This is a genomic window from Acetobacterium paludosum (assembly GCF_008086595.1).
Lineage (GTDB): Bacteria > Bacillota > Clostridia > Eubacteriales > Eubacteriaceae > Acetobacterium > Acetobacterium paludosum.
In genome coordinates this window covers 60,349-82,200 of record NZ_RXYA01000014.1, presented here as the reverse complement: position 1 = coordinate 82,200, position 21,852 = coordinate 60,349, and the positions used below count along the sequence as shown (strand labels likewise).

The window sequence follows — 21,852 nt, the reverse complement described above, 5'->3', positions numbered from 1 at the left end:
CGCTGCCTAGTTTACACAATTGGTTGATGTATTTGAATTTCATAGCTGCTTTTTATAATTCAGCTCTTTGGGCTTCGCGTTTATAAAACCGGGCAGTCATGGCTTGGGCCACCGGGACTTTCATGGTGACCAGCGTGGTGTGGTCAAAGGCTTTGGCGCTGCGAACATCGATGATTTCGGCGACGCCGAGAGGCTGGCCGCTGCGGCTTAAGGCCGTTCCCAAATCCCCTTTTTGAGGCCGGGGTAAAAATTCATAGGGTAGGGTGATGCTGGCGTAGCCCGGTTCATAGTCTTCGTCTACCAGGAAGATGGCCTGGCCGGAACAGGAGGCAACGCACATCCCACATCCGGTGCAGGTGCTGTCTGCATCGATTCGGGGCAGGGCGGTAATGGTTTTCCCGATTTTTATACAATCCTTGGGACAAGCATCCTGACAGGGATTGCAGGGAATATTCTGGGTACATTCGATCACCGGATGGACACCGGATTTTTTATCGAAATGGTTAAATCGGGCAATGTCGGCTTCATCAAGATAGCCTTTTTTAAGGAGGCTTTGGGAGACCGCAATCCCTTCATCAGTTTTTGTGAAGGCTTTACCCTTGCTGCCGGGGGCGAACATGCCCTGATGCAGACTGTTTAAGGCGACTTCCAATTCATTCAGACTGCTATCTTTGTCTTTTTCACTGAGAAAGCCCAGATAAGCGGCGGCGGAAAGACCGGACATCCGCCCTTCTATCATGGCGGAGCTGGCTTCTTCGATGCCGGAGACATCCCCAGCGGCAAAAATACCGGGAATGGAGGTTTCACCATTTTCATCCACCAGCGGAACCTGGCCCCCGCGACGGGGATCATCGATCATGCTGCAGCCGGCCATTTTAAGGAGCTGGGACATCGGGGAAAGGCCGACTGCCATACAGATGGTGTCCACATCAAAATGTTTCTGAGTTCCGGGGATGGGAGTGAAGTGATCATCCACCTGGGAAATCTCTACCCCGGTGATGCAATCAGGGCCTTCTGCTTTAGTAATGGTATGGGAAAGATAGAAGGGCACGCCGCACCGGGCGATTTTGGAAGCGTGAACACCATAACCGCCAATCCGGGGTGAGGCATCCACCAGAGCGATGACTTCACAGCCGGCCTGCATCAGCTGGAAGCTGACCACCAGCCCGACATTTCCGCTGCCTAGCATCAGTACGCGCTGGCCGGGTTGAATGCTGTAAAGATTCATCATGGTTTGAGCGGCACCGGCACCGATGACACCGGGCAGAGTCCAGCCATCAAAGGTGACCATGTTTTCGGAAGCGCCGGTGGCGATGATGATGGCATCCGCTTTGCAGTGCTCCATGGCATCGCCCCTCCGAACAAGGATTTCTTTGTCCATATACATCCCAGAAACGGTGGCATTCAGGAAGACCTTGACCCCGACTGCATCCGCTTCCGAAAGCAGAGTTTCGCCGATTTTGTAGCCCCGGATTTTCGCCTGGTGTTCTTTGGAACCGAAAAATTTATGGATCTGTTTGAATAATTGCCCACCGGGCTTGGCATTTTCATCAAAAACAGCAACGGTCAGCCCGCATCGGGCGGCTTCGATAGCAGCGGAGAGACCGGAAGGGCCGGCCCCGACGACGATTAAATCATATCGTTTCATTCGGTTACCTCCAATGCTGTGACCCCATCCTGGGTCTGAATCCTCATGCCCGAAACCAAGGGGGTGATGCAGGTGCGGATATTGGGAACCCCATCCACGATCATCACGCAGTCCGTGCAGCGCCCGATGGCACAGAAGATGCCGCGGGGTTCATGGTTCTTTTGTGTGTAGCGGTGAATCATGACTCCACCAGCTTTAAGGGCCACCGCGATGGGTTCACCTTCATAGCCTTCCATTTGTTTGCCATCCATGAAAAAAGCAACTTTCCGGCCCATTTCGGTATTCCCGAGAATGGGATGTTCGCTAATCCGGTTCATTTTGCACCTTCGCTTTCTGCCGATGAAATAATAATAGCGGTCATTTCGATCTCACACAATTGCGAGGGTCGGTTAAGCTCCGGTGTCCCGACGGCAGTAAAAAGCGGCCGAAATTCTTTGAAAATCTCGGAATAGGCCCGGCTGATTTCCCCACAATCTGACATATGGGTCGCATAAACCATGATTTTGACTACATCCTTTGGTTTGGCCCCGGCCTTTGCTAATAGTTTAACTTGCTTTTCAAAGATAAATTTGGCCTGGGCATAGGGATCGCCTTCACCATAGACACTGCCATCGGCCTGGACCGAGGTGGTTCCTCCGATCATAATCAGGTTGCCTATTTGCACCATGCGTGAATAGCCGACTTTTTCTTCAAGGGGTGCTCCGGATGAATAATTAATTCTTGACATATTGGTTACATCCTTTCCTACTGGATTTATTGATTTTAGCGGTGCTGTGTCATAAAAATAACAAAGACGCCGAAATTATCTTTCGACGTCTTTGTCTCGATTTTTCTGTGGTTCTTTTTCTAAGGTTAGCTATAATATATCACAGGAAAAGGAATGGAAATAGTAACAATCGGAACAATTTACAGCTTTGTTTATAAAGTTTCAAGCTCCGCAGTTGTTAATGGTTCCACAACGGCGGCCCGCATTTTTTCTTCTGCGGCACAGTCTTGTTCATAATACCAGTCTCTGACTGCTTTTTCTATTTCCTCATCCGTACCGACTGGTTTATGTGGATAAACAGCGATCAGCTCTTCGGTTTCAATATTCCTTAGTCCGACTCGTTTAGCATCTTTTAATGTGTCCATTTTTTTGTCCTCCATTTGATTTTTACTTTACTGTTTAATTATACCCAACTTTATAATTTTTAAATACAGTAAATAAAATAATTAGGAAAAAGATACATTCGGAATTTTGTCCAGGTGCACGTAGAAAGTCGGAAGGGGATGCTTTAATTCTAACGAGAGACGCCTGCAATGTAAAGAAAAAATTGAATGTTAAGAATCTTATGATATAATTTACCTAATTTTGTAACGATCACGAAGAGAGTAGAACATGAGGAAAAAAGAATGTTAAGTAATGATGCAAAAGCCATGATCAACTATGTTAATGGAATTTTAAACGATAAAAAATTGAATAATGACATCCCGGCGATCGCCGAGAGCGATGCGGACTTTTTACATCTGAATCAAAGCCTTCGGACCATTAGAAATGTTGCCGAAGCGCTGAGCGTCGGAGACATTCATCACGTCATCCAGGGCGACGGGTTTGTGCTGGACTCTTTCCAACGCTTTCAAAAGGCATTACAGCGATCGCAGCAAGAAGTTCCTCGGAGTCTCGCCTCGAAAAACAGGAAAAGAAGGCGCAGTGACCGTCTGCCTCTTGAAAATCGAAATAGGACAGCCATCAAAAATCCGGACCCGCTAATCACCAACAATGAAGACAGACACCGCCTCCTGACCGATAACGCCTGCGACATTATTACAACCGTGGATCTGTCCGGAAATTTTACCTATATCAGTCCGTCGGTTGAAAAAATAACCGGTTATACCCAGGAAGAAGTACTGCATCATTATCGGGAGATTGGCTATTTTCTCCCTGGGGTACAAAAAGAAATGGATCGAACCAGGGAGAGCATTAAAGAAATGGTGGAAAAGGGGGAGCACTTTGATGCCATCAATTTTGAGCAACGACAGGTTCGCAAGGATGGCGAGAGTATCTATACCGATACTGTGCTTTCCGGGATTTATGACGAAGAAAATAATTTCAAGGAATTGCTGGCGATTAGTCGGGATATCACTGAAAAAGTGAAAAAGCGCCGGGAAATGAAAAAGCTTTCAGAAACCGACAAGCTCACCCAGCTTTATAATCGGGTTAAACTGGATTGGGCCATGGAGAATGAATTGGATCGAACCAAAAAATACAACACGATTTTTGCCTTAATTATGATCGATATTGATCATTTCAAACAGGTTAATGATCGTTTTGGTCACCTGGCAGGAGATAATGTATTGGTAGAACTGGCAGAGCTTTTTAAAACCAGCATTCGTTCGACCGATATAATCGGCCGATGGGGTGGGGAAGAATTTCTGATGATCTTACCGGATACTGATGAAAACGGCGCAATGGAACTGGCTGAAAAGCTCAGAAGACAAGTGAGCGAAAATCTTTTTATCAAAACGGAAAGCATTACAATCAGTCTGGGTGTTTCAGTTTTTAGAGAAGATTCTTCTGTTGACAGCGTCATTTACCGGGCCGATCAGGCGCTGTATCAGGCAAAAAATAATGGCAAAAATCAGGTTCAGATGATGTGATCATATTGATCTTTATCTTATCACCGATCAGTGTGTAAGAGGTATTTCGAGAAATATTTGAACTTCGGCATAGAAATTGGAAAAATCTCCAGTCTGGTGTTTACCATTATTGAGCTGTATGAAAAACTGAAGATAGGGAGAAAACAAACGAAAATGAAAAAGATAATCATAATAGGCGGCGGTATCGCCGGATTAAGTGCGGGTATTTATGCTCAGCAGGCGGGCTTTGAAACTGAAATTTATGAAAAGAACAGTGTGGTTGGGGGCCAGTGCACCGGCTGGAACCGAAAGGGCTATTTCATTGACAATTGCGTTCACTGGCTGACCGGAACAAAAGAAGGCACCGATTTGTATAAAACCTGGGAAAATGTGGGTGTACTGGGTGACGACGTAACTGTATTGCAACCGGATGCTTTTTATTCCGTGGAACTCGACGGCGAAACAATTACCCTTTGGAAAGACCTCGACAGAACCGAAAAAGAGCTGCTGGCGCTATCACCGGAAGACAAGAAAGAAATCAAAAAATTCATCGCAAACGTCCGCATGGCCGAGTCCATGAAGATGCCGACAGAAAAAGCCATGGATATGATGAATATTTTTGAGATCATGAAGTTTGGTCTATCCATGGGCGATATGGGAAAAGTCATCAAGGAATATGGACGAATCAATGTCGGGGAACTGTCCGAGCGATTCAAACACCCGCTTCTTAAAGCCATGATTGAAACTTTTATGGCCAAGGAATATCTGGCCTATTCTTTGCTTGTCTCCTACGCGACCTTTACCTCCGGAAATGGGGGAATTCCGGAAGGGGGTTCCCGGGTAATGGCATTGCGGATGCAGCAACGGTTTGAAGATCTGGGGGGAAAAGTTTATACTAATACCGGTGTGTCACAAATTAACATTGACCAATTGCGGTCAGCCGCGGGAATTGAATTGGCAGACGGCAGGCTGGTGACCGGAGATTATATCATCTGTGCCTGTGACCCCGATTTTACCTTTCAGCAATTACTGAATGTATCGTACATGGATAAAAAACTCAAAGCGGTCTATGATGATCGAAAAAATAATCCCGTGATCAGCAGTTTTCATGTTGCGTTTGGGGTGGATGGCATGCTGGAAGAATTAACGGAAACGCTTTTGTTTGAATGCGAATCGTTGGAGATCGGAACCCAGACGACTAACCGGATGAGCCTTAAGAATTACGCAACCTATGGACCGAATATAGCACCGCCAGGCAAAACAGTCATTCAGAGTCAGTTTATTCAATATGAACAGGATTATGATTATTGGGTTAACCTGGCTGAGAATAAATCTGAATATGAAGCAAAAAAGATGGCAATAGCCAATGAAGTACTGCAAAGAATCGAGGCGAAATTTCCGGCTTATCAGGGCAAGATTGAAATTTTGGATACCTGGACACCAATGACCTATCACCGCTATTGCAATGCCTATCATGGGGCTTATATGAGCTTTATTTCCACCATCAGCAGTCAGACGACCATGTTTAGCGGTAATATAAAAGCCCTTGACAATGTGGTGCTGGGCAGTCAGTGGCAGATGAACCCCGGGGGGCTGCCGACCGCTGTGATTATGGGAAAATTTGCGGTGCAGCGGATTCTAAAGAAAGACAAAAGAAAAAGATAATAGCATAAATATCAAACAAAAATCCACACACTCCAGCAGGATCGGGCGAGAATAAAAAGGAAAATCAATAATGACAGACTATATGGAATTAATTGCCAGCTTTACAAAGGATGACTTCATCTTGGATTATGAACCGGTGGCAAAAAAAGGGTTTACCGAAGAAAAGAAAAAGTTTGAGCAGGAATGGCAGGCCCGATTCAGAGCGAACAAGGATCAGACATTATTTGATTTTGGCTTTCTGAGCAATCTGGATTATCTTTCCCCAACGATTGACTTTCTGCATCGACTCGGAAAGGGGTTTGTCCAAAAGATAGCCCAACAGCCGGATATGGAATTGTCAAGGGAAAATGCAGATTTATGTCTGACTTCAGATGAAAGTGAAGAAATCAGAAAAATGATCCCCTTTGGAAATGGGATGGCTCACGTTAATGATCAATGGATTCTGGGAATCTGGGCACGTCTGACCCATGTCTATCAGGAGGCCATTCGGTTTTATCCGGGAACTGTGGCGGTGTTTTTAACCGAGCATCATGCCGGGATCAGTGTGGCCGGGAGAATCTTTTTTCATCTAGTGGAAAACAGTGAGGATGTTCAGTATCCCTTTGCTTTTCTGGCAACCTATTCCACCAAACCCCCGGGCAGCCGGAAAGCGGTGCATACTCCGCTGAAAAATGCTCTGCTGGAATATAAAAATGACCAGGGCAAGCTCCTGCAATTATTGTCCACGGTCAGCCGGGCGGCGGATCAGAGTGGGTTTATTTCGAATTTAATGGATACCGGAGAATTGTTTTCGCCGCTAAAATTAACGGCAAAGGATGCCACTGTCTTTTTAACCGAAATCCCTCTTTACGAAGAGGCTGGGATTATGTGTCGGATTCCCAACTGGTGGCGAAAAAAGACCAATCAGCTACGGCTTGCTGTAACGGTGGGGGAAAAAGAACCGCCTAAAGTAGGAATGGATGCCATTTTGGCCTTTACACCCAATCTGTTGTTTGGGGACACTGAGATTTCAAAAGCGGAAATCCAGATGCTGTTATCAGAAACTCAGGGGCTGGCATTTATCAAAGGCAAATGGGTGGAAATCGATCATGAGCAGTTGAAAGCCGCTTTGGATGTGCTGTTAAAAGCAGAAGATCTGGCATCCCGTGAAGCGCTTACCCTGGCCCAGGCCATGCGTCTGGAACTGAGACCGGAAGATCTTCTGGGGATCAAGACACCGGACCTAGAGGTGTCCGTTTCAAGCGGTGAATGGTTGCGACAGGTGCGAGAAAAGATGGCCAACCCCCAGAGCTTCCACGGCCTAAAACCCGATCGGAGTTTTCACGGAGAGCTGCGGCCTTACCAGCAAGCTGGTTTTGACTGGCTGAAATACATGGTCGATCTGGGACTGGGGGCCTGCCTTGCGGATGATATGGGTCTGGGTAAAACCGTCCAGATCATTGCTCTGCTGGAATACCTGCGCAATCATCAGGGGGGACGGATGTTGTTGATTCTCCCCGCATCCCTGATTGGAAACTGGGAAAAGGAAATTAAAAAATTTGCGCCGGAGATGCCCGTTCGTGTTTTACACGGCACGGCGGCCGCCAAAAATGGAGAAGAAATTTTGGCTGACCCCGCATTTTTAACCATCACAACCTATGGCATGGCGGTACGCAGCCTGAAACTTCGTGAAATTCACTGGGATCTCATCATTCTGGACGAGGCCCAGGCCATTAAAAATCCGGGAACCAAGCGGACCAAAACCATTAAGGCGCTCAAAGCCAAAACCCGAATTGCCATGACCGGAACCCCGATTGAGAACCGTTTATCGGATTTATGGTCCCTCTTTGATTTCCTGGATGGGGGACTGCTGGGAAATCCAAAAGAATTCACGGGCTTTACCAAGGGCTTGAAGACTGATCCTTCCGGTTATGCAAAACTGCGAAACCTCGTGAATCCCTTTATCCTGAGACGATTAAAAACCGATGCGTCGATTATCACGGATCTGCCGGATAAGCTTGAGATCAAGGAATATCCACTACTTTCAAAAAAACAGATGGTTCTGTACCAGAATCTAGTCAAGGAATTATCAAAGAAATTGGAAGAAACCGAGGGAATTCAACGAAAAGGGCTGGTTTTGTCCAGTATCATCAAGCTCAAGCAGATCTGCAATCATCCCGATCAGTATTTAGGCCAGGATGTCTATAAAAAAGAACACAGCGGGAAGTTTGAAATGCTCGAAAATATCTGCGAAACCATTTATGAGAAACGGGAAAGGGTTCTGGTTTTTACCCAGTTCAAGGAGATAACCGAGCCGTTGTCGCGCTTCCTGGAAGAAATCTTTCATCGCCCCGGGCTGGTTCTCCACGGCGGAACCCCGGTGGCCAAACGAACCAAAATGGTGGAAGCCTTCAACGGTGAAGACTATATTCCCTTCATGGTCCTGTCGCTGAAGGCCGGCGGGGTCGGGCTTAATTTAACCGGGGCCAACAACGTGATCCATTTTGACCGATGGTGGAATCCGGCGGTGGAAAATCAGGCCACGGACAGAGCTTTTCGGATTGGCCAAACCAAAGATGTCATGGTTCATAAGTTTATAACCGCCGGCACCATTGAGGAAAAGATAGACGTGATGATTGATGAAAAAAATCAACTGGCCGGGGATATTATCAAATCCTCCGGAGAGGCCTGGATTACTGAGTTAAACAATGACCAGCTGTTGGAATTATTCAGCTTAGGTGGAATCTGAGATGAGCTTATATAATTATAAAACGGTATCTGCTACTGCAAAATGCGGACCAAAAAAGTCCCCGTGTCATTGCGGATGATCAGGTTTTTGATTTATTCGGGGTGTAGGGATCATGTCACAGGAAGGAAATATTATGATCAAACAGGCATTTTTTCAAGGGAAAAATAAAAAGAAACGTTATTTTGAAGGCTGGTACTTTAAATGTATCAGTGCCGACCGAAAGCATGCCATTGCGATTATCCCGGGAATGGCCATTGATCCCGAGGGAAAAAAGCACGCCTTTATCCAGGTGATTAATGCGGTAACCGGGAAAACCTGGTATCATCATTTTTCCTATGCTGATTTCCGGGCTTTGTTAGACCAGTTTGACGTGAAAATTGAGGATAACACTTTTAATGCTCAGGGTTTATCCCTGAACATCGATACCGCGGAAGGCAATATCAAAGGCCGGCTGTGTTTTGATAATATTCATCCCTTTCCATCTGGCCGCAAGAATCCCGGCATTATGGGCCCGTTTGGCTTGATACCCTTTATGGAATGCTACCACGCCATTATTGATTTGTACCATGAAATCAAGGGTGAAATTCAGTTGGATGGGGAACTCCTGAATTTCAACGGGGGTGTGGGTTATATTGAAAAAGATTATGGCCGTTCCTTTCCCAAAACCTATCTTTGGCTGCAAGCCAGTCATTTTGAGACCAGTAATGCCACATTTGTGTTCTCACGAGCCCGGATTCCTTTTTTAGGCCGGGAATTTCCGGGCTTTTTTGCTTATTTTACCAACTTTGAAGGGTTAACCTTCCGGTTTGCAACCTACAATCATTCGCGGCTGGAAAAATGGGAAGTCGACAAAGAAAAGGGAAGCTGCACTGGAAAACTGCAAGGTCCGACCGGGACCCTCACTTTTAGAGCGCAGATGGCGGGAGGAGGACGACTCCGGGCGCCGGTGGATGGGATGATGGATCGGGAAATTGTTGAGAGCATCACGGCTGAGGTGTGGGTGCGTCTAACAGACCGGCAGGGGAACGTTCTTTTTGAAAGCTCAAGTCGTGAAGCCGGGATGGAAATATGTTTATAGCGATGAAAAGATACCTTTAGATTTAATTGATTTCAATGGATACAATCTCCGGCACATTCATAAACCGGTATGGTATTGTTGACATTCCGGTGCCTTTGGTGACAAACAGGTTTGTCTGTCCATCACTTCCCACCGTAAAAAGACCTTTCACATATTTTTTCCCGCCCGGCGGGAGAAATTTTTCGGTCAGAAAAGGAATGGAAATCTGGCCGCCATGAGTATGTCCGGCTAAAATCAATTGGATATTATCGATATTCATTTGGTCAATAATATCGGGTTCATGGGTCATCATAATAGTATAGGCGCCATCCAAGGCGTCATCACTCAGATTTTTATCCGGCTTTCCGGAATAAGCATCGTCAAGACCCAGCAGTCTTACATTAATTTCAGAAATGTCCAGCCAGTCATTCACCAGAAGTTCAAAATCTGCTGAGTTCATCAAATCTTTATAACTATACTGTTTCAATGTTGCATACTCATGATTTCCCATCACACAGTACTTCCCGTAGGGTGCCTGGATTTTCTTTAAAACAGCAGAAATTGCATCGGTATCGACGTTCAAATTTTTGCTGGCACTAATCAGGTCCCCGGTAAAAATAACCAGATCGGGATTCTGCGCATTTATTTTTTCAACAATACGCTCCAATTGATCAATATTATTAAATTCGCCCATATGGGTGTCTCCAAAAAAAACAACGTTAAGGTGGCCATCTATCCTGGAACTTTCAAGATTGACCCGATTGACCATCAAGAGATTGGGTTCGATATAGCGGGCATAGATATAGATTCCTAGTAAAAGAATGGTTAATATGGCGGTTGTCATCAGAAAATATTTCAAAAGCTTCATAGAGTCTCCTTTGTGATTTGAGCTTTGTGATCAAACTTATTATAACCTTTTTAACATAAAGAGATCTTTAAAGATAAGGAATCTAACCGGTGATAAAATTGAATCAGAAGACGGCAAGTCTATAGTTGGAGACAATATTATCTGTGACAGCGGTATTGATTTTTGATTGTAAAAAAAGAAATGCCCCAGACAGTTAAATCTGCCTGAGACATTGTTGGACAATCCGAAATCTAATATTTGTCCAAAGTATCCAATATAATTTGTGGTTCAGATAGAGTGACGCTATTTTGAATTGCTGCCTTTACAACCCCATCAATTTGACCAGCCGACTTTAATTTAAAAGCACCCACCATTTGTCTGAGCATTTCCGCCTGCCCGGAAAGCTCTTCACTGGCGGCGGCGCTTTCTTCGGCCGTGGCCGAGTTGGTCTGCACTACCTGGGATACCTGTTCAATTCCCTGGTTGATCTGGGCGATTTCCGCGGCCTGATCGTTGGAGGCCTGGGCAATATTCCCAACCAGAGTCGTTACTTTTTCAATCTGGTTGAGGATGTCTTTTAAGCTTTCCGCGGTCTGGTCGGCAATCTTTGAGCCCACATTCACCTTGGCAATGGAGCCTTCAATAAGGCCGGTGGTTTCCTTAGCAGCTTCCGCACTTCTGGCTGCCAGTGAGCGGACTTCTTTCGCAACAACAGCAAAGCCTTTACCGTGCTGTCCGGCCCGAGCGGCTTCCACGGCAGCATTCAGAGCTAGAATATTGGTTTGGAAGGCAATATCATCAATGACTTTGATGATTTTTGAGATACGCTTGGAAGACACATTGATTTCCACCATTGCGGTGACCATGTCACCCATTTGGTCATTTCCGGCAACGGCAAGGGATCGTACGGTATTGGCTAGTTCATTGGCCTGATTGGCATTGACGGCATTTTTCTTTGTTTCACCGGCAACCTCTTCAATGGAGGCGGTTAATTCTTCAATAGAACTGGCCTGTTCGGTCGTCCCCTGAGACAGCGCCTGTCCGCCGTCGGATATTTGTTGAGAACCGATTTCTACCTGACCGGCGGCAATATTAATATCCGCCATGGTGGTGCTGAGGTTGGTGGTAATATTATTCAGCGCATTTTTAATGGCCTGGAAGTCGCCAAGATATTCAGTGGTAATCTCCTGATTAAAGTTCCCCTGACCCATTTCTTCCAATGTGTTTGTAATTTCATCGACATAATGTTTCAGAAATGCAATGGTGTTGTTTAAAGCATTTTTTATCTGGGCATGATCGCCCCGGTAGTTACCGACCATCGCCGTGCTGAGATTCCCGGTTGAAAATTCATTCAGCGTGTCACTCGCTTCAATTAAAGGTTGAATGACCGCATCCAGGGTTTGATTGAAGCCTTCAATAACCTTGGCAAATTCGCCCTGAAATTTACTGGCGTCCCCACGGTTACGAAGATCCCCTGCTACAGCAATTATGGTCATGTCGTCGGTCTCTTTGACAAGATTGTTAATATTCTCAATCATTTGAATTAAGCTTGGGATCAAGGTATCGTTGTTACTTCTCCTGCCGATTTGTTTTAATATATCCAGATCAGTCATATCACCATCGGCGATATGGGTTGAAATAGCAACAACTCGGTCGAGACGTGTATGAACCGCATTGATTGCCAGCGCGATTTCTCCGTAGATGCCTGAATAGGTGCCATCAATAGTTTCGGAATAATCATTCAGACTCATTTTGCCGAGAATACGGTTTCCTTCGGTTAATGCTCCCAATCCATCAATGCAGGCATTGATGCTGTTCTTCAAGGTATCAAAATCGCCATAGTACGTTTCTGTAATTTTAGCTGGAATTTGTCCTTGTCCTATCTTTTCCACATAATCTGCCGCCACGTGCACTGGACCAACCACGGCATCCAGTGTGTCATTGACGCCCTGAATGATTTCTTTATATCCACCGTTAAAAGCATCGATGTTTCCTCTTTTGTCCAGCTGCCCTTCCACGGCAGCCGTAGACAGCATAGTAGCTTCGGCAACCAGTCCCCGAATGGTTTCGACGATTTGTTTCAGAGCTGGTGTCAGCTCATCTTGTGAATCCCATGGTTCAACAGTTGCACTGACATCGCCGTTGGAGATCTGATTCATGGTACCGATGATGACGGTTTGAATTTCATTAGAAAATGTGTCCATCGATTGAGCCATTTCACCAATTTCATCCTTGCGATTCATATTTAGACGCATGGTGAAACGTCCGATACTCATTTCTTTGATCATCAGGTTGGCTTTTGCCAACGGGTTAGCGATCATGGTGCGCAGGATCAGACCGAATGCAATTGCCAGAATAAAGGCGATGCCGGTAAAAATACCCATAAAGATTGCGGCTGAATTTCCTTGAGCGGTATTGGCATCTTCCTTAGCTTTGGCAGTATCCAGTTTTATTTTAGTCATTTTATTGAGGGCATTCACTTCGGCGGCGGCAACTGCGACAAGGGGTCCATTTGCCGACAACATTGCAAACGCTTCGGCATCCTGATTCTGCAATGCCAGAGCCTGGACCTTTTCGAATTGATCGGCAACAGCTTTTTGGGAGGTGATAAACGCATCATAGGCAGTTTTCATTTCCGGATCTTTGACAGATTTTTCCAGACTGGCAGCTGAAGTTTCTATTTCCTGTTTTTGAATGAGGTATTTACCAATGTTTGCCTGAATCAAGTCCGGGCGGTTTTCAATAATCATATTCCGCATATCAACGCTCATTTCCTGAAAAGATGTGGTCATATCGCCTAGTTCAGAAATTGGCACTGTCATGTCTTCGTAGAGTTCTGTGTCAGATTGATTAAGGGTATTAAGATTAATAATACCCACAATTCCAACGAGACCGGTAATAATGGCGAGGATGAAGAAACTCACCATTAATTTCACCCCAATTTTCAGATTCAAAAAACTCCGCATAAATACAACCTCCTAAATTTTGATTCCTTATTAAATGATAAACTGAATTTTTGATTATTCCGTTATGAAGCGAGTTAATCTTCACAACAGAATGAATATAATATATTGTAGCGATTTATATTTTAATGAGAAAGACTAATACTGTAAAGTGAATGTTAATTGTATATAAAAATACAACTTAATATTTAATGGAAGGGCTTACATTTACGAAACTCCCATAAGAATATTAGGCACTATCCTGAGGGAAGATGAACTGATGATTTCTAAACCAACTGGAGATTTTAATTTGCAAAATCAGAGATTCATCGATCCGATACTCAATAAAGTTGAATTACTTTAAAAGATCAAGTAAAATAGATTCCATAAAGGCTTTTGAAGGAGTATGATGAAAATGAGAAGAAAAGACAGAGAAGTAACAGAAATAAAAGAGCTAATGAAAATTATTGAACAGTGTAAAATTTGTAGAATCGCGATGCAGGATCAAGATGGACTTTATCTTGTGCCAGTGAATTTTGGCTATCTCTATATTAACAATCAATTGGTACTGTATTTTCACAGTGCCAAAGAAGGACGTAAAATCAACGCTTTAAAAGAGAACAGTGAAATCTGTTTTGAAATGGATTGCGAACATAGTCTGATTACAGGAGACGTCGCCTGCCAATACGGGTACTCGTTCAAAAGCATTATTGGAAATGGCAGAGTTGCTTTTGTGCATGACGTGGAAGAAAAGAAAATTGCAATGTTTGAATTGATGAAACATCAGACTGGTCAGAATTTTTCATTTGATGAGAATATGGTGGACTGTGTTGCGGTGTTAAAAATTATCGTTCATCAGTTTACCGGAAAAGACCATCATTAATCAGCTAATGCATTGATATTTGATAATAACTCAATAGAAATCAATAAAGTAGAATGTCACTTTTCCTTTGCGTAGAACGTGATGGTTTTGGGTATATATGATGTAAATGATATTTCATATTTAGGTAGGGAGGAACCACGATGAAAAGAGACCAGAATTCTTTTAGAGGGTGTCTTGTTGGCGGTGCAATCGGCGATGCTTTGGGTGCTCCGGTGGAGTTTATGCAGTTGGATGAAATTATCAGCCAATACGGTCCTGATGGAATTCAGGACCTGGTTATTTCTTCATCTGAAAAAGCGCTAATTACGGATGATACTCAAATGACTCTTTTCACTGCAGAAGGGATCTTGAGATCTGAAACTCGGCGGGTGACGAAGGGGATTTGTCATCCGCCGTCTGTAGTTTTCCATGCCTATCAGAGATGGCTGCTGACCCAGGGGTACCCGAGGGTACCGGAATATGAATGGGTTTATGATGGGTGGCTGCTTGATATTGAAGCACTTCATGCCTGCAGAGCGCCGGGGGTTTCCTGTTTAACTGCCCTCAGAAGCGAAGATCATGGAACAATGGATGATCCGATCAACACCAGCAGGGGTTGCGGCGGGGCAATGCGTTCGGCACCGGTCGGTCTGTTTTATCGAAGAGAGGAAGCCTTTCAGTTGGCGGCGGAAATGGCGGCACTGACCCATGGACATCCTTCCGGATTTCTGAGTGCTGGGGCACTTGCCTATCTGATTGATGCCCTGATCGAGGGCTTCGATCTGGAAACCGCAGTGACAAAAACACTGATGATCCTCAAAAAATATGAAGGACATGAAAAATGCACGAAAAAATTGGAGCTGGCTGAGAAGCTTTCAAAAATGGGCTCTTTTGATGATGAAGCGATTGCTCTGCTGGGCGGGGGATGGGTCGGCGAAGAAGCCCTGGCCATTGCGGTCTACTGCGCCCTGAAATATCAGCACGATTTCAGAAAAGCGCTGCAAACCGCGGTTAATCATAGCGGAGACAGCGACAGCATCGGGGCCATTACCGGGAATATTCTCGGGGTTTATCTGGGACTGAACGGAATCCCAGTTGAGTGGATTGAAAAGGTTGAACTGAAAGATGTCCTGATACAGATTGCGGATGATTTGTTGATTGATTATGATGAAAGTAATATTGATCGAAAACGCTACCCCGGGTATTAGAAATCATGATTATTTCAAAAAAAACGATCATGAAAATGATTTTACAATCGTTTTTCAGGGTGCAGCAAACCGACTAACCTCGAAAATTTGTTTTGTGAGCTTGTGACAATTCAGGATATTTTAATTTAATATGTTATAATAGAAAATCAAGCATAGGTAAAGATCTTGAAAGGCGATATTGAGAAAATGAATCAGAATATAAACAAAAACGCTCTCATTCATTTGGGTGAATTCAGAGAAGAAGCATTAGAAAAAAAATTCAATGATGCAGAAATCATCAGAAATTTAAACTATGTAAAATTTACGATTTTGATTGTCGCGTTGGTATACTTTATATTTATCATACCAGAGTATTTTATACTAAAAGATACAAATGATTTTATATCGGTATTAATTTGCCGTTGTATTATTGTTGCGTTGCTTATTATTTTGTACTTCAAGGTCAGCCGGGACAGGAAATTTGATTCACTGATTTATTGGGTTACAGCTTATGAAGTGATTATTTCACTGTCATTTATTTATATTTCCAATAAATTTCCTGCTCCTGATTTTATGATCCAGTCATTTAGCGTGATGGTCATGATACTGGCTATTTTCCTGATTAATAACCGATGGCTGTATTCGATTTTTACGTCACTGTTCATCAGTATTGGTTATTTTGTATTTGCAGCATTGAGCTTTGAAGATGTTTCATCATCTGAATTTATAGCAGCCGTTTTTCATATCATGCTTGTTGTTTTGTTAAGCAGCATTGCATCGTATAGTATCAATTATTATAAGCGGATTCAGTATCTGAATAATATTGAATTAATAAGAATGGCTGAACACGATCCATTAACGGGGATCTATAATAAAGCGAAGTTTAATAAAGAATATACAGGATTGGAAGATCGCGGAAAACAGAATAATGCTCATTTGTCGATTGTCATGTTTGATATTGATAACTTTAAGGAGATCAATGATCAATATGGACATTTGACTGGCGATGCGGTTTTAGTTGATCTTACCGGCTTAATTGGAAAACACATCCGGAATTCCGATCTTTTTATTAGATGGGGCGGGGAAGAATTTGTCCTGACTTTTCCCGATACACCATTGCTCCAGGCGACTGAAATATCTGAAAAGCTGAGAGGGCTGATTTCCGATCATTCATTTGAAAAAATTGGACATCTGTCCTGCAGCTTTGGTGTGGCAACCTATAGAGAAGGTGATGATTTGGACAGCGTGATACGACGTGCCGATGAACGATTGTATTTGGCTAAAAGGTCGGGTAAAAACAAGGTGATGTAGAAAAAGTTGTAGAATAATAAGACGCAGCCGCGGTGATGAGAGAAATCCATCATCGCTTTTTTTATTTTGGTATTAATTTGGACCGCCACTGCAACGAACAAACCGCCATTTTATGGGAAAGCATCTAGCTGAGAAAGAAAATTCATAAAGTCAAACAGGAAAAAATGATTGACAAATTATACTATGCATAATATAGTATAACGCAAATGGAGGTATTGCTTATGGACGTCCAATTAAAAAAAGGGCTGTTGGAAACATGTGTGCTCACCGTTCTCAATCGTGGGGATTCTTATGGTTATCAGATCATCAAGGATGCAAGTCCTTATCTGGAAATTTCCGAATCAACGCTATACCCGATACTGAAAAGGCTGGAGTCAAATGATTGTCTGAATGTCTATTCAGTCGAACATAACGGACGGCTGCGCAAGTACTATAAAATAACCGATGCCGGCAGGGAAAAGATCAGAACTTTTCTGGAAAGCTGGAAAGAGGTTATGACGGTCTATAATTTTATAACTGAGGAAATGAGGTCTTCTAACAATGAATAAAACTGAATTCTTATCTGGTCTTAAAAAAAAGCTTGCCGGACTGCCCGAAAATGAAGTCGAAAAAACCAGGAGTTTCTATTTGGAAATGATCGATGATCGGATCGAGGACGGCATGAGTGAAGAGGCGGCGGTTGCGGCTATTGGCAATATTGACGATATCGTTAAAGAAACCATGCTGGAGTTGCCGTTGACTACTTTGATGAAAACCAAAATGAGGCCCAAAACCCGGCTTAAAGCCTGGGAAATTGTCCTGCTTGTTCTGGGCTTCCCCCTATGGTTTTCGCTTCTGGCCGCTTTTGTAGTTGTGATTCTGTCAGTATACGCTTCCGTGTGGGCGGTGATCATCTCGCTTTATGCGACCGTGGCGGCTCTTGTACTCAGCGCGTTAGCTGGGATTTTTGGTGGCTTATTTTGCTTATTTCAGAATTTCGCAGCTAGTTTGTTTATTTTGGGATCCGGCCTGATATGCGGCGGAATCGGAATTCTTGCATTTTTCGGCGTAACGGCACTGTCGGTTTGGCTTGTAAAACTCACGGGACTATTTCTGCGCTGGGTTAAGTCACTATTTATCACTCGGGAGGTTGAGTATGAAATCAATAACTAGAACACTTTTAATCACGGCGGGAGCATTGATCGGCACTGGTTTTGTTCTGGCGATTGCCGGTTTTACCATCGCCGGTTTTAACTGGCAGTCACTTAGCACGGAGAAGCCATATGAAGAAAAAACGAAGACTTTTAATGTGAGTGATATTAATGCTTTAACCGTGGATGTTACGAGCTGCAATGTGGTTTTGGTGGGATCGGATTCGGATGAGATCAAAATTGATTACTTTGAAAATGACGATGAAACCTACGATATTGAACGATCTGCAGATGGAAATCTGATGGTAAACAATGAATCGAGTAAAAAATGGTTTAATTATATCCACCTTGGCATCAACTTTGACACTCAGGACCGGAAACTCACGATTTCCGTGCCGTCGAAATATATCGGTTCTGTTAAGGCGGCGACTGCCAGCGGCTCTATTGAGGCGTCAAAGCTTAAACTTTCCAAGGGGCTGATGATCAATTCCTCCAGCGGGACCCTTAAGCTGACGGATGTTTCGGTTGATGGCGCAATCGTTGCCGATGCCAAAAGCGGAAATATCGCGCTTAATTCGGGACAGATCGCGGGTAACTTAACCATTCTGGTAAGCAGTGGCAATTTGAATGTCGTGAAAACGAAGTGCGATGGAAAGATTGCCATGGAGACGAACAGCGGGAATATCACTTTTAAAGGGCTTGCCGGGAATGATATTGACTTGAAAGCTGCCAGTGGAAATATCTCAGGGAGCATTGCTGGAAATGCAGCGGACTATTCAATCACTGCGGAGACGAAAAACGGCAATAAAAATATTTCCAATGCCACTGGCGGCACCAAACATTTGAATGCATCAACCCACAGCGGAAACATCAATATTGATTTCGATGGTTCAATATAATGCTCATTTTGTTTTCTTTAAAATGAGATGGTAGATTTGAATCATCAAAAAAATCCGAGGATTCGACACATAATCGAATCCTCGGGATTTGTGTTTTTTGTGATTTGATTAATTAATATTTATCCATGTCGATTTCATCAAGTATAATATGGGGTTCAGGAGCATGTTCCGATGATGTACTCTGGGGTCTGGAAAAATCTGGTGCTTTTGCAGCGGATCTCACTTTACCTTTGAGTTTAAATGCACCCACCATTTCCTTGAGCATTTCTGCCTGACCGGACAGTTCTTCGCTGGCGGCAGCGCTTTCCTCGGCAGTGGCAGAGTTGGTCTGAACCACCAGCGAAACCTGCTCAATCCCCGTGGTGATCTGGGTGATCTCCGAGGCCTGATCGTTGGATGCTTGGGCGATTTTCCCAACTAGATCCGCGACCTTCTCGATTTCACTGATGATTTCCTTCAGGCTGACTGCGGTTTCATCGGCGATCTTCGTGCCGGCTTCTACCTTGTCGATGGAGCCCTCGATCAGACCCGCCGTTTCCTTGGCGGCTTCGGCACTGCGGGCGGCCAGGGTTCTAACTTCTTCGGCGACCACGGCAAAGCCCTTGCCGTGCTGTCCGGCCCGGGCGGCTTCCACGGCGGCATTCAGGGCTAGGATATTGGTCTGGAAGGCAATGTCGTCGATGACCTTAATGATCTTGGAGATGTTGTTGGACGAGTCATTGATGTCCGCCATCGAGGAGACCATTTTTTCCATCTGATGATTTCCCGTCAGGGCGTTGGTTTGGACTTCGATGGCTCGCGCATTGGCTTCATTGGCGTTTGTTGCGTTGCGCTTGGTTTCGGCGGCAACCTCCTCAATGGAGGCAGTGAGTTCCTGAATGGAACTGGCCTGTTCGGTGGTTCCCTGGGACAGAGCCTGCCCGCTGTCGGATATCTGTCTGGATCCGGCCTCCACCTGAACGGCAGCTTCATTGATTTCGAACATGGTTTCGCTTAAACGGGTTGCGATCCCGTTGATGGCGTACTTGATATCAATGAAATCGCCAAGGTAGTGGTTTGTGATTTCCTGACTCAGATCCCCATCTCCGATTCGTTTCAAAGTGGTGGTAATTTCGTCCACATAGCTTTTTAAAAAGGAAATAGTCTGATTCATATCGTCTTTTATTTTTCCGTTATCCCCCTTGAAATCACCTTCCATGGTGATGTTCAAATTGCCCTGGGAGAGTTCTTTGAGGGTTTCAGATGCAGCTTTGATGGGATCGATGATTGCGTCAAGGATCTGATTAAAACCTTCGATAACTTTGGCATAGTCTCCCGGAAATTTTGTGACATCTCCCCGGTTGTCCAGATCCCCTTCAACGGCTGTCTGGGTCATGGATTTTGTTTCTTTGATCAGCATGACAATATTCTCGATCATACCGATGAGACTCGGAATCAGCTGATCGTTGTCGCTGCGTCGACCGATCTGTTTCAGATCGGCTAGATCATGCAGTTCACCGTCTGCAATATTGTTGCAGATATCCACAATATGGATGAGTCGGTTACGGACCTCATTAATCGAACTGGCGATTTCTGCATAAATTCCCATATAACTGCCGTCGACCGTCTGAGTGTAGTCATTCAGACTCATCGCTGCCAGTACGCGGCTACCTTCTTTCAGGCCGCCTAAACCGTCAATGCAGGAATTGATGTTGCTTTTGATTTCGTTGAAGTCGCCGTGATAGGTGTCGGTGATCTTCGGCGGAATTTCGCCGTTGCCGATGCGCTTGATGTAATTTGCCGCTATATTGAGGGGATCAATCACGGCATCCAGGGTAGCGTTGACGCCGGCGACGACGTCTTTAAAGCCGCCTTCAAAAGCGTCTGCATTGCCTCTTGTGGCCAGACGCCCATCCACGGCAGCAGCAGATAGCAGATTGGCTTCGTCGATCAGGCTGCGGATGGTTTCGATGGTTCGTTTCAGGGCCGGCGCGATTTCATCTTTGTCGTCCCGCAGGACGATTTGAGCGGATACGTCGCCTTGGGCAATTTGATTGAGGGTGCCGACGCATACAGTCTGTAGGCTCTCTGCAAAATTGTCCAGGGTAACGGCCATCTCGCCGATTTCGTTGTTCGGCTTCATGTTCAGCCGCTCACTCAAATGTCCCTGGTTCATTTCCAGAATCATATGGTCGACCTGGTTAATGGGTCGGATGATGGTTTCAGAAATCTTATAGAGAACAAAAACGAGCACCAAAAAGATCAGCAAACCGATGCAGAAAATCAGGAGCATATTGCTTAAAATGGTGGCATTGATGCTTTCCAAGGAATAACCGATATCGATGGCACCGATTCGCTCGCCGTTGATTGTGATGGGATAGAGAACATCATAGACGGTTTGATCTTTGGTTTCGTAATAGTATTCCGATGCGGAGGTGGTACCATCTTTGACAGCAGCCATCGTATCTGGATCATCCGAAAAGTTTTTGCCGATATCTGCCTTGATAATGTCGGCGATGTCAATACCGTTTTTGTCGATGACGGCAGCATAGACAATGGTTTCATCGCCGGCCAGATTGTCAACCATGGCCTGATAGCCGAATTTATCGGAGAAACTCTGGATCATTTCGGCAGGCATGCCGGAAGTATTGCCTTTTAGCGCGTTGATCGCATTGGTATCGTTTTCGAGCTGGGTCACTAAACGCTGGGAAGTGATAATCCCATTGTCTTTCATATCCGACATCAGGCTGTATCTGACCAGATAGGAAGAGGTAATGGCGATGGCAACGATACCAAGGAAAACAGCGAATAGCGGAATAATCAGAATCTTGAATCGGATTGAAGACAGTTTGCGGCCAAGTTTATTTGTTTGCATAAGTTCACCCTTTTTCAAATATTTTGCTATAAGTCAAGATTGATGGTAATCTTGCTATATTTAAATTGTCCATTTAGGATTATACACGGTTAAATATTATCCGTCA

17 protein-coding genes are annotated in these 21,852 nt (G+C 44.6%); 10 read left to right on the top strand and 7 right to left on the bottom strand.

The window, feature by feature from the left end; all coding sequences use genetic code 11:
• Window positions 1-52: 52 nt before the first annotated feature.
• The 4 genes from FZC41_RS14065 to FZC41_RS14050 all read right to left on the bottom strand — a co-directional run bounded on the left by FZC41_RS14065 (window position 53) and on the right by FZC41_RS14050 (window position 2,779).
• Window positions 53-1,648: an FAD-dependent oxidoreductase gene (locus FZC41_RS14065; protein WP_148568077.1), complete on the bottom strand. Its 1,596-nt coding sequence runs from the start codon at window positions 1,646-1,648 to the stop codon at window positions 53-55.
• Window positions 1,645-1,965 carry a (2Fe-2S)-binding protein gene (locus FZC41_RS14060; protein ID WP_148568076.1) on the bottom strand — a complete coding sequence of 107 codons (321 nt, stop codon included), beginning with the start codon at window positions 1,963-1,965 and terminating at the stop codon, window positions 1,645-1,647. Before FZC41_RS14060 ends, FZC41_RS14065 begins: the two co-directional genes overlap by 4 nt.
• Window positions 1,962-2,375 (bottom strand): Rid family hydrolase, encoded by a 414-nt coding sequence (locus tag FZC41_RS14055; protein ID WP_148568075.1) that lies wholly within the window; start codon window positions 2,373-2,375, stop codon window positions 1,962-1,964. Before FZC41_RS14055 ends, FZC41_RS14060 begins: the two co-directional genes overlap by 4 nt.
• 191 nt (window positions 2,376-2,566) lie before the next feature.
• Window positions 2,567-2,779 (bottom strand): hypothetical protein, encoded by a 213-nt coding sequence (locus FZC41_RS14050; protein WP_148568074.1) that lies wholly within the window; start codon window positions 2,777-2,779, stop codon window positions 2,567-2,569.
• Window positions 2,780-3,040: 261 nt separating this feature from the next.
• Here FZC41_RS14050 and FZC41_RS14045 point away from each other — a divergent pair, with 261 nt between their 5' ends.
• From FZC41_RS14045 to FZC41_RS14030, 4 genes are all read left to right on the top strand, one after another.
• The gene (locus FZC41_RS14045) at window positions 3,041-4,285 is read left to right on the top strand and encodes a sensor domain-containing diguanylate cyclase (RefSeq protein WP_148568073.1); all 1,245 of its coding nucleotides are present in this window, start codon (window positions 3,041-3,043) and stop codon (window positions 4,283-4,285) included.
• 153 nt (window positions 4,286-4,438) lie between these two features.
• The gene (locus tag FZC41_RS14040) at window positions 4,439-5,929 is read left to right on the top strand and encodes a phytoene desaturase family protein (protein ID WP_148568072.1); all 1,491 of its coding nucleotides are present in this window, start codon (window positions 4,439-4,441) and stop codon (window positions 5,927-5,929) included.
• A gap of 70 nt (window positions 5,930-5,999) precedes the next feature.
• A complete protein-coding gene (locus FZC41_RS14035) occupies window positions 6,000-8,657 on the top strand; it encodes a DEAD/DEAH box helicase (RefSeq protein WP_148568071.1) in 2,658 nt (885 codons plus the stop codon).
• Window positions 8,658-8,790: 133 nt separating this feature from the next.
• Window positions 8,791-9,735, top strand: coding sequence for a tocopherol cyclase family protein (locus FZC41_RS14030; protein WP_170253996.1), 945 nt, complete (start codon window positions 8,791-8,793; stop codon window positions 9,733-9,735).
• 22 nt (window positions 9,736-9,757) lie between these two features.
• Here the strand turns inward: FZC41_RS14030 and FZC41_RS14025 are convergent, their stop codons facing one another.
• Together FZC41_RS14025 and FZC41_RS14020 are read right to left on the bottom strand one after the other, a co-directional pair.
• Window positions 9,758-10,582, bottom strand: coding sequence for a metallophosphoesterase (locus FZC41_RS14025; protein ID WP_148568069.1), 825 nt, complete (start codon window positions 10,580-10,582; stop codon window positions 9,758-9,760).
• 230 nt (window positions 10,583-10,812) lie between these two features.
• Window positions 10,813-13,527 carry a methyl-accepting chemotaxis protein gene (locus tag FZC41_RS14020; protein ID WP_148568068.1) on the bottom strand — a complete coding sequence of 905 codons (2,715 nt, stop codon included), beginning with the start codon at window positions 13,525-13,527 and terminating at the stop codon, window positions 10,813-10,815.
• A gap of 391 nt (window positions 13,528-13,918) precedes the next feature.
• On the opposite strand from FZC41_RS14020, the gene FZC41_RS14015 reads away from it, so the two are divergent.
• The 6 genes from FZC41_RS14015 (at window position 13,919) to FZC41_RS13990 (ending at window position 18,892) form a co-directional block, all read left to right on the top strand.
• On the top strand, window positions 13,919-14,386 hold the full coding sequence (locus FZC41_RS14015) for a pyridoxamine 5'-phosphate oxidase family protein (RefSeq protein ID WP_243136729.1): 468 nt from the start codon (window positions 13,919-13,921) through the stop codon (window positions 14,384-14,386).
• 140 nt (window positions 14,387-14,526) lie between these two features.
• Window positions 14,527-15,573, top strand: coding sequence for an ADP-ribosylglycohydrolase family protein (locus FZC41_RS14010; RefSeq protein WP_148568066.1), 1,047 nt, complete (start codon window positions 14,527-14,529; stop codon window positions 15,571-15,573).
• 186 nt (window positions 15,574-15,759) lie between these two features.
• Entirely contained in the window at window positions 15,760-16,863 is a 1,104-nt protein-coding gene (locus tag FZC41_RS14005; RefSeq protein WP_148568065.1) for a GGDEF domain-containing protein, read from the top strand.
• A 221-nt stretch (window positions 16,864-17,084) separates the two neighbouring features.
• Complete coding sequence (locus FZC41_RS14000) at window positions 17,085-17,411, top strand: PadR family transcriptional regulator (protein WP_148568064.1); 327 nt, start codon at window positions 17,085-17,087, stop codon at window positions 17,409-17,411.
• On the top strand, window positions 17,404-18,015 hold the full coding sequence (locus tag FZC41_RS13995; protein ID WP_148568063.1) for a DUF1700 domain-containing protein: 612 nt from the start codon (window positions 17,404-17,406) through the stop codon (window positions 18,013-18,015). The genes FZC41_RS14000 and FZC41_RS13995 overlap by 8 nt, the downstream gene beginning before the upstream one ends.
• Window positions 17,999-18,892 carry a DUF4097 family beta strand repeat-containing protein gene (locus FZC41_RS13990; RefSeq protein ID WP_148568062.1) on the top strand — a complete coding sequence of 298 codons (894 nt, stop codon included), beginning with the start codon at window positions 17,999-18,001 and terminating at the stop codon, window positions 18,890-18,892. Before FZC41_RS13995 ends, FZC41_RS13990 begins: the two co-directional genes overlap by 17 nt.
• 112 nt (window positions 18,893-19,004) lie before the next feature.
• Here FZC41_RS13990 and FZC41_RS13985 read toward each other — a convergent pair whose 3' ends face one another.
• Window positions 19,005-21,746: a methyl-accepting chemotaxis protein gene (locus tag FZC41_RS13985; RefSeq protein ID WP_148568061.1), complete on the bottom strand. Its 2,742-nt coding sequence runs from the start codon at window positions 21,744-21,746 to the stop codon at window positions 19,005-19,007.
• Between the last annotated feature and the right edge of the window lie 106 nt (window positions 21,747-21,852).

Coding starts and splice junctions, on each gene's coding strand:
- FZC41_RS14040 (WP_148568072.1), top strand. CDS start 4,439: ATGAAAAAGATAATCATAATAGGCGGCGGTATCGCCGGATTAAGTGCG.
- FZC41_RS14000 (WP_148568064.1), top strand. CDS start 17,085: ATGGACGTCCAATTAAAAAAAGGGCTGTTGGAAACATGTGTGCTCACC.
- FZC41_RS14035 (WP_148568071.1), top strand. CDS start 6,000: ATGACAGACTATATGGAATTAATTGCCAGCTTTACAAAGGATGACTTC.
- FZC41_RS13995 (WP_148568063.1), top strand. CDS start 17,404: ATGAATAAAACTGAATTCTTATCTGGTCTTAAAAAAAAGCTTGCCGGA.
- FZC41_RS14020 (WP_148568068.1), bottom strand. CDS start 13,527: ATGCGGAGTTTTTTGAATCTGAAAATTGGGGTGAAATTAATGGTGAGT.
- FZC41_RS14060 (WP_148568076.1), bottom strand. CDS start 1,965: ATGAACCGGATTAGCGAACATCCCATTCTCGGGAATACCGAAATGGGC.
- FZC41_RS13985 (WP_148568061.1), bottom strand. CDS start 21,746: ATGCAAACAAATAAACTTGGCCGCAAACTGTCTTCAATCCGATTCAAG.
- FZC41_RS14050 (WP_148568074.1), bottom strand. CDS start 2,779: ATGGACACATTAAAAGATGCTAAACGAGTCGGACTAAGGAATATTGAA.
- FZC41_RS14065 (WP_148568077.1), bottom strand. CDS start 1,648: ATGAAACGATATGATTTAATCGTCGTCGGGGCCGGCCCTTCCGGTCTC.
- FZC41_RS14030 (WP_170253996.1), top strand. CDS start 8,791: ATGATCAAACAGGCATTTTTTCAAGGGAAAAATAAAAAGAAACGTTAT.
- FZC41_RS13990 (WP_148568062.1), top strand. CDS start 17,999: ATGAAATCAATAACTAGAACACTTTTAATCACGGCGGGAGCATTGATC.
- FZC41_RS14015 (WP_243136729.1), top strand. CDS start 13,919: ATGAGAAGAAAAGACAGAGAAGTAACAGAAATAAAAGAGCTAATGAAA.
- FZC41_RS14005 (WP_148568065.1), top strand. CDS start 15,760: ATGAATCAGAATATAAACAAAAACGCTCTCATTCATTTGGGTGAATTC.
- FZC41_RS14045 (WP_148568073.1), top strand. CDS start 3,041: ATGTTAAGTAATGATGCAAAAGCCATGATCAACTATGTTAATGGAATT.
- FZC41_RS14025 (WP_148568069.1), bottom strand. CDS start 10,582: ATGAAGCTTTTGAAATATTTTCTGATGACAACCGCCATATTAACCATT.
- FZC41_RS14010 (WP_148568066.1), top strand. CDS start 14,527: ATGAAAAGAGACCAGAATTCTTTTAGAGGGTGTCTTGTTGGCGGTGCA.
- FZC41_RS14055 (WP_148568075.1), bottom strand. CDS start 2,375: ATGTCAAGAATTAATTATTCATCCGGAGCACCCCTTGAAGAAAAAGTC.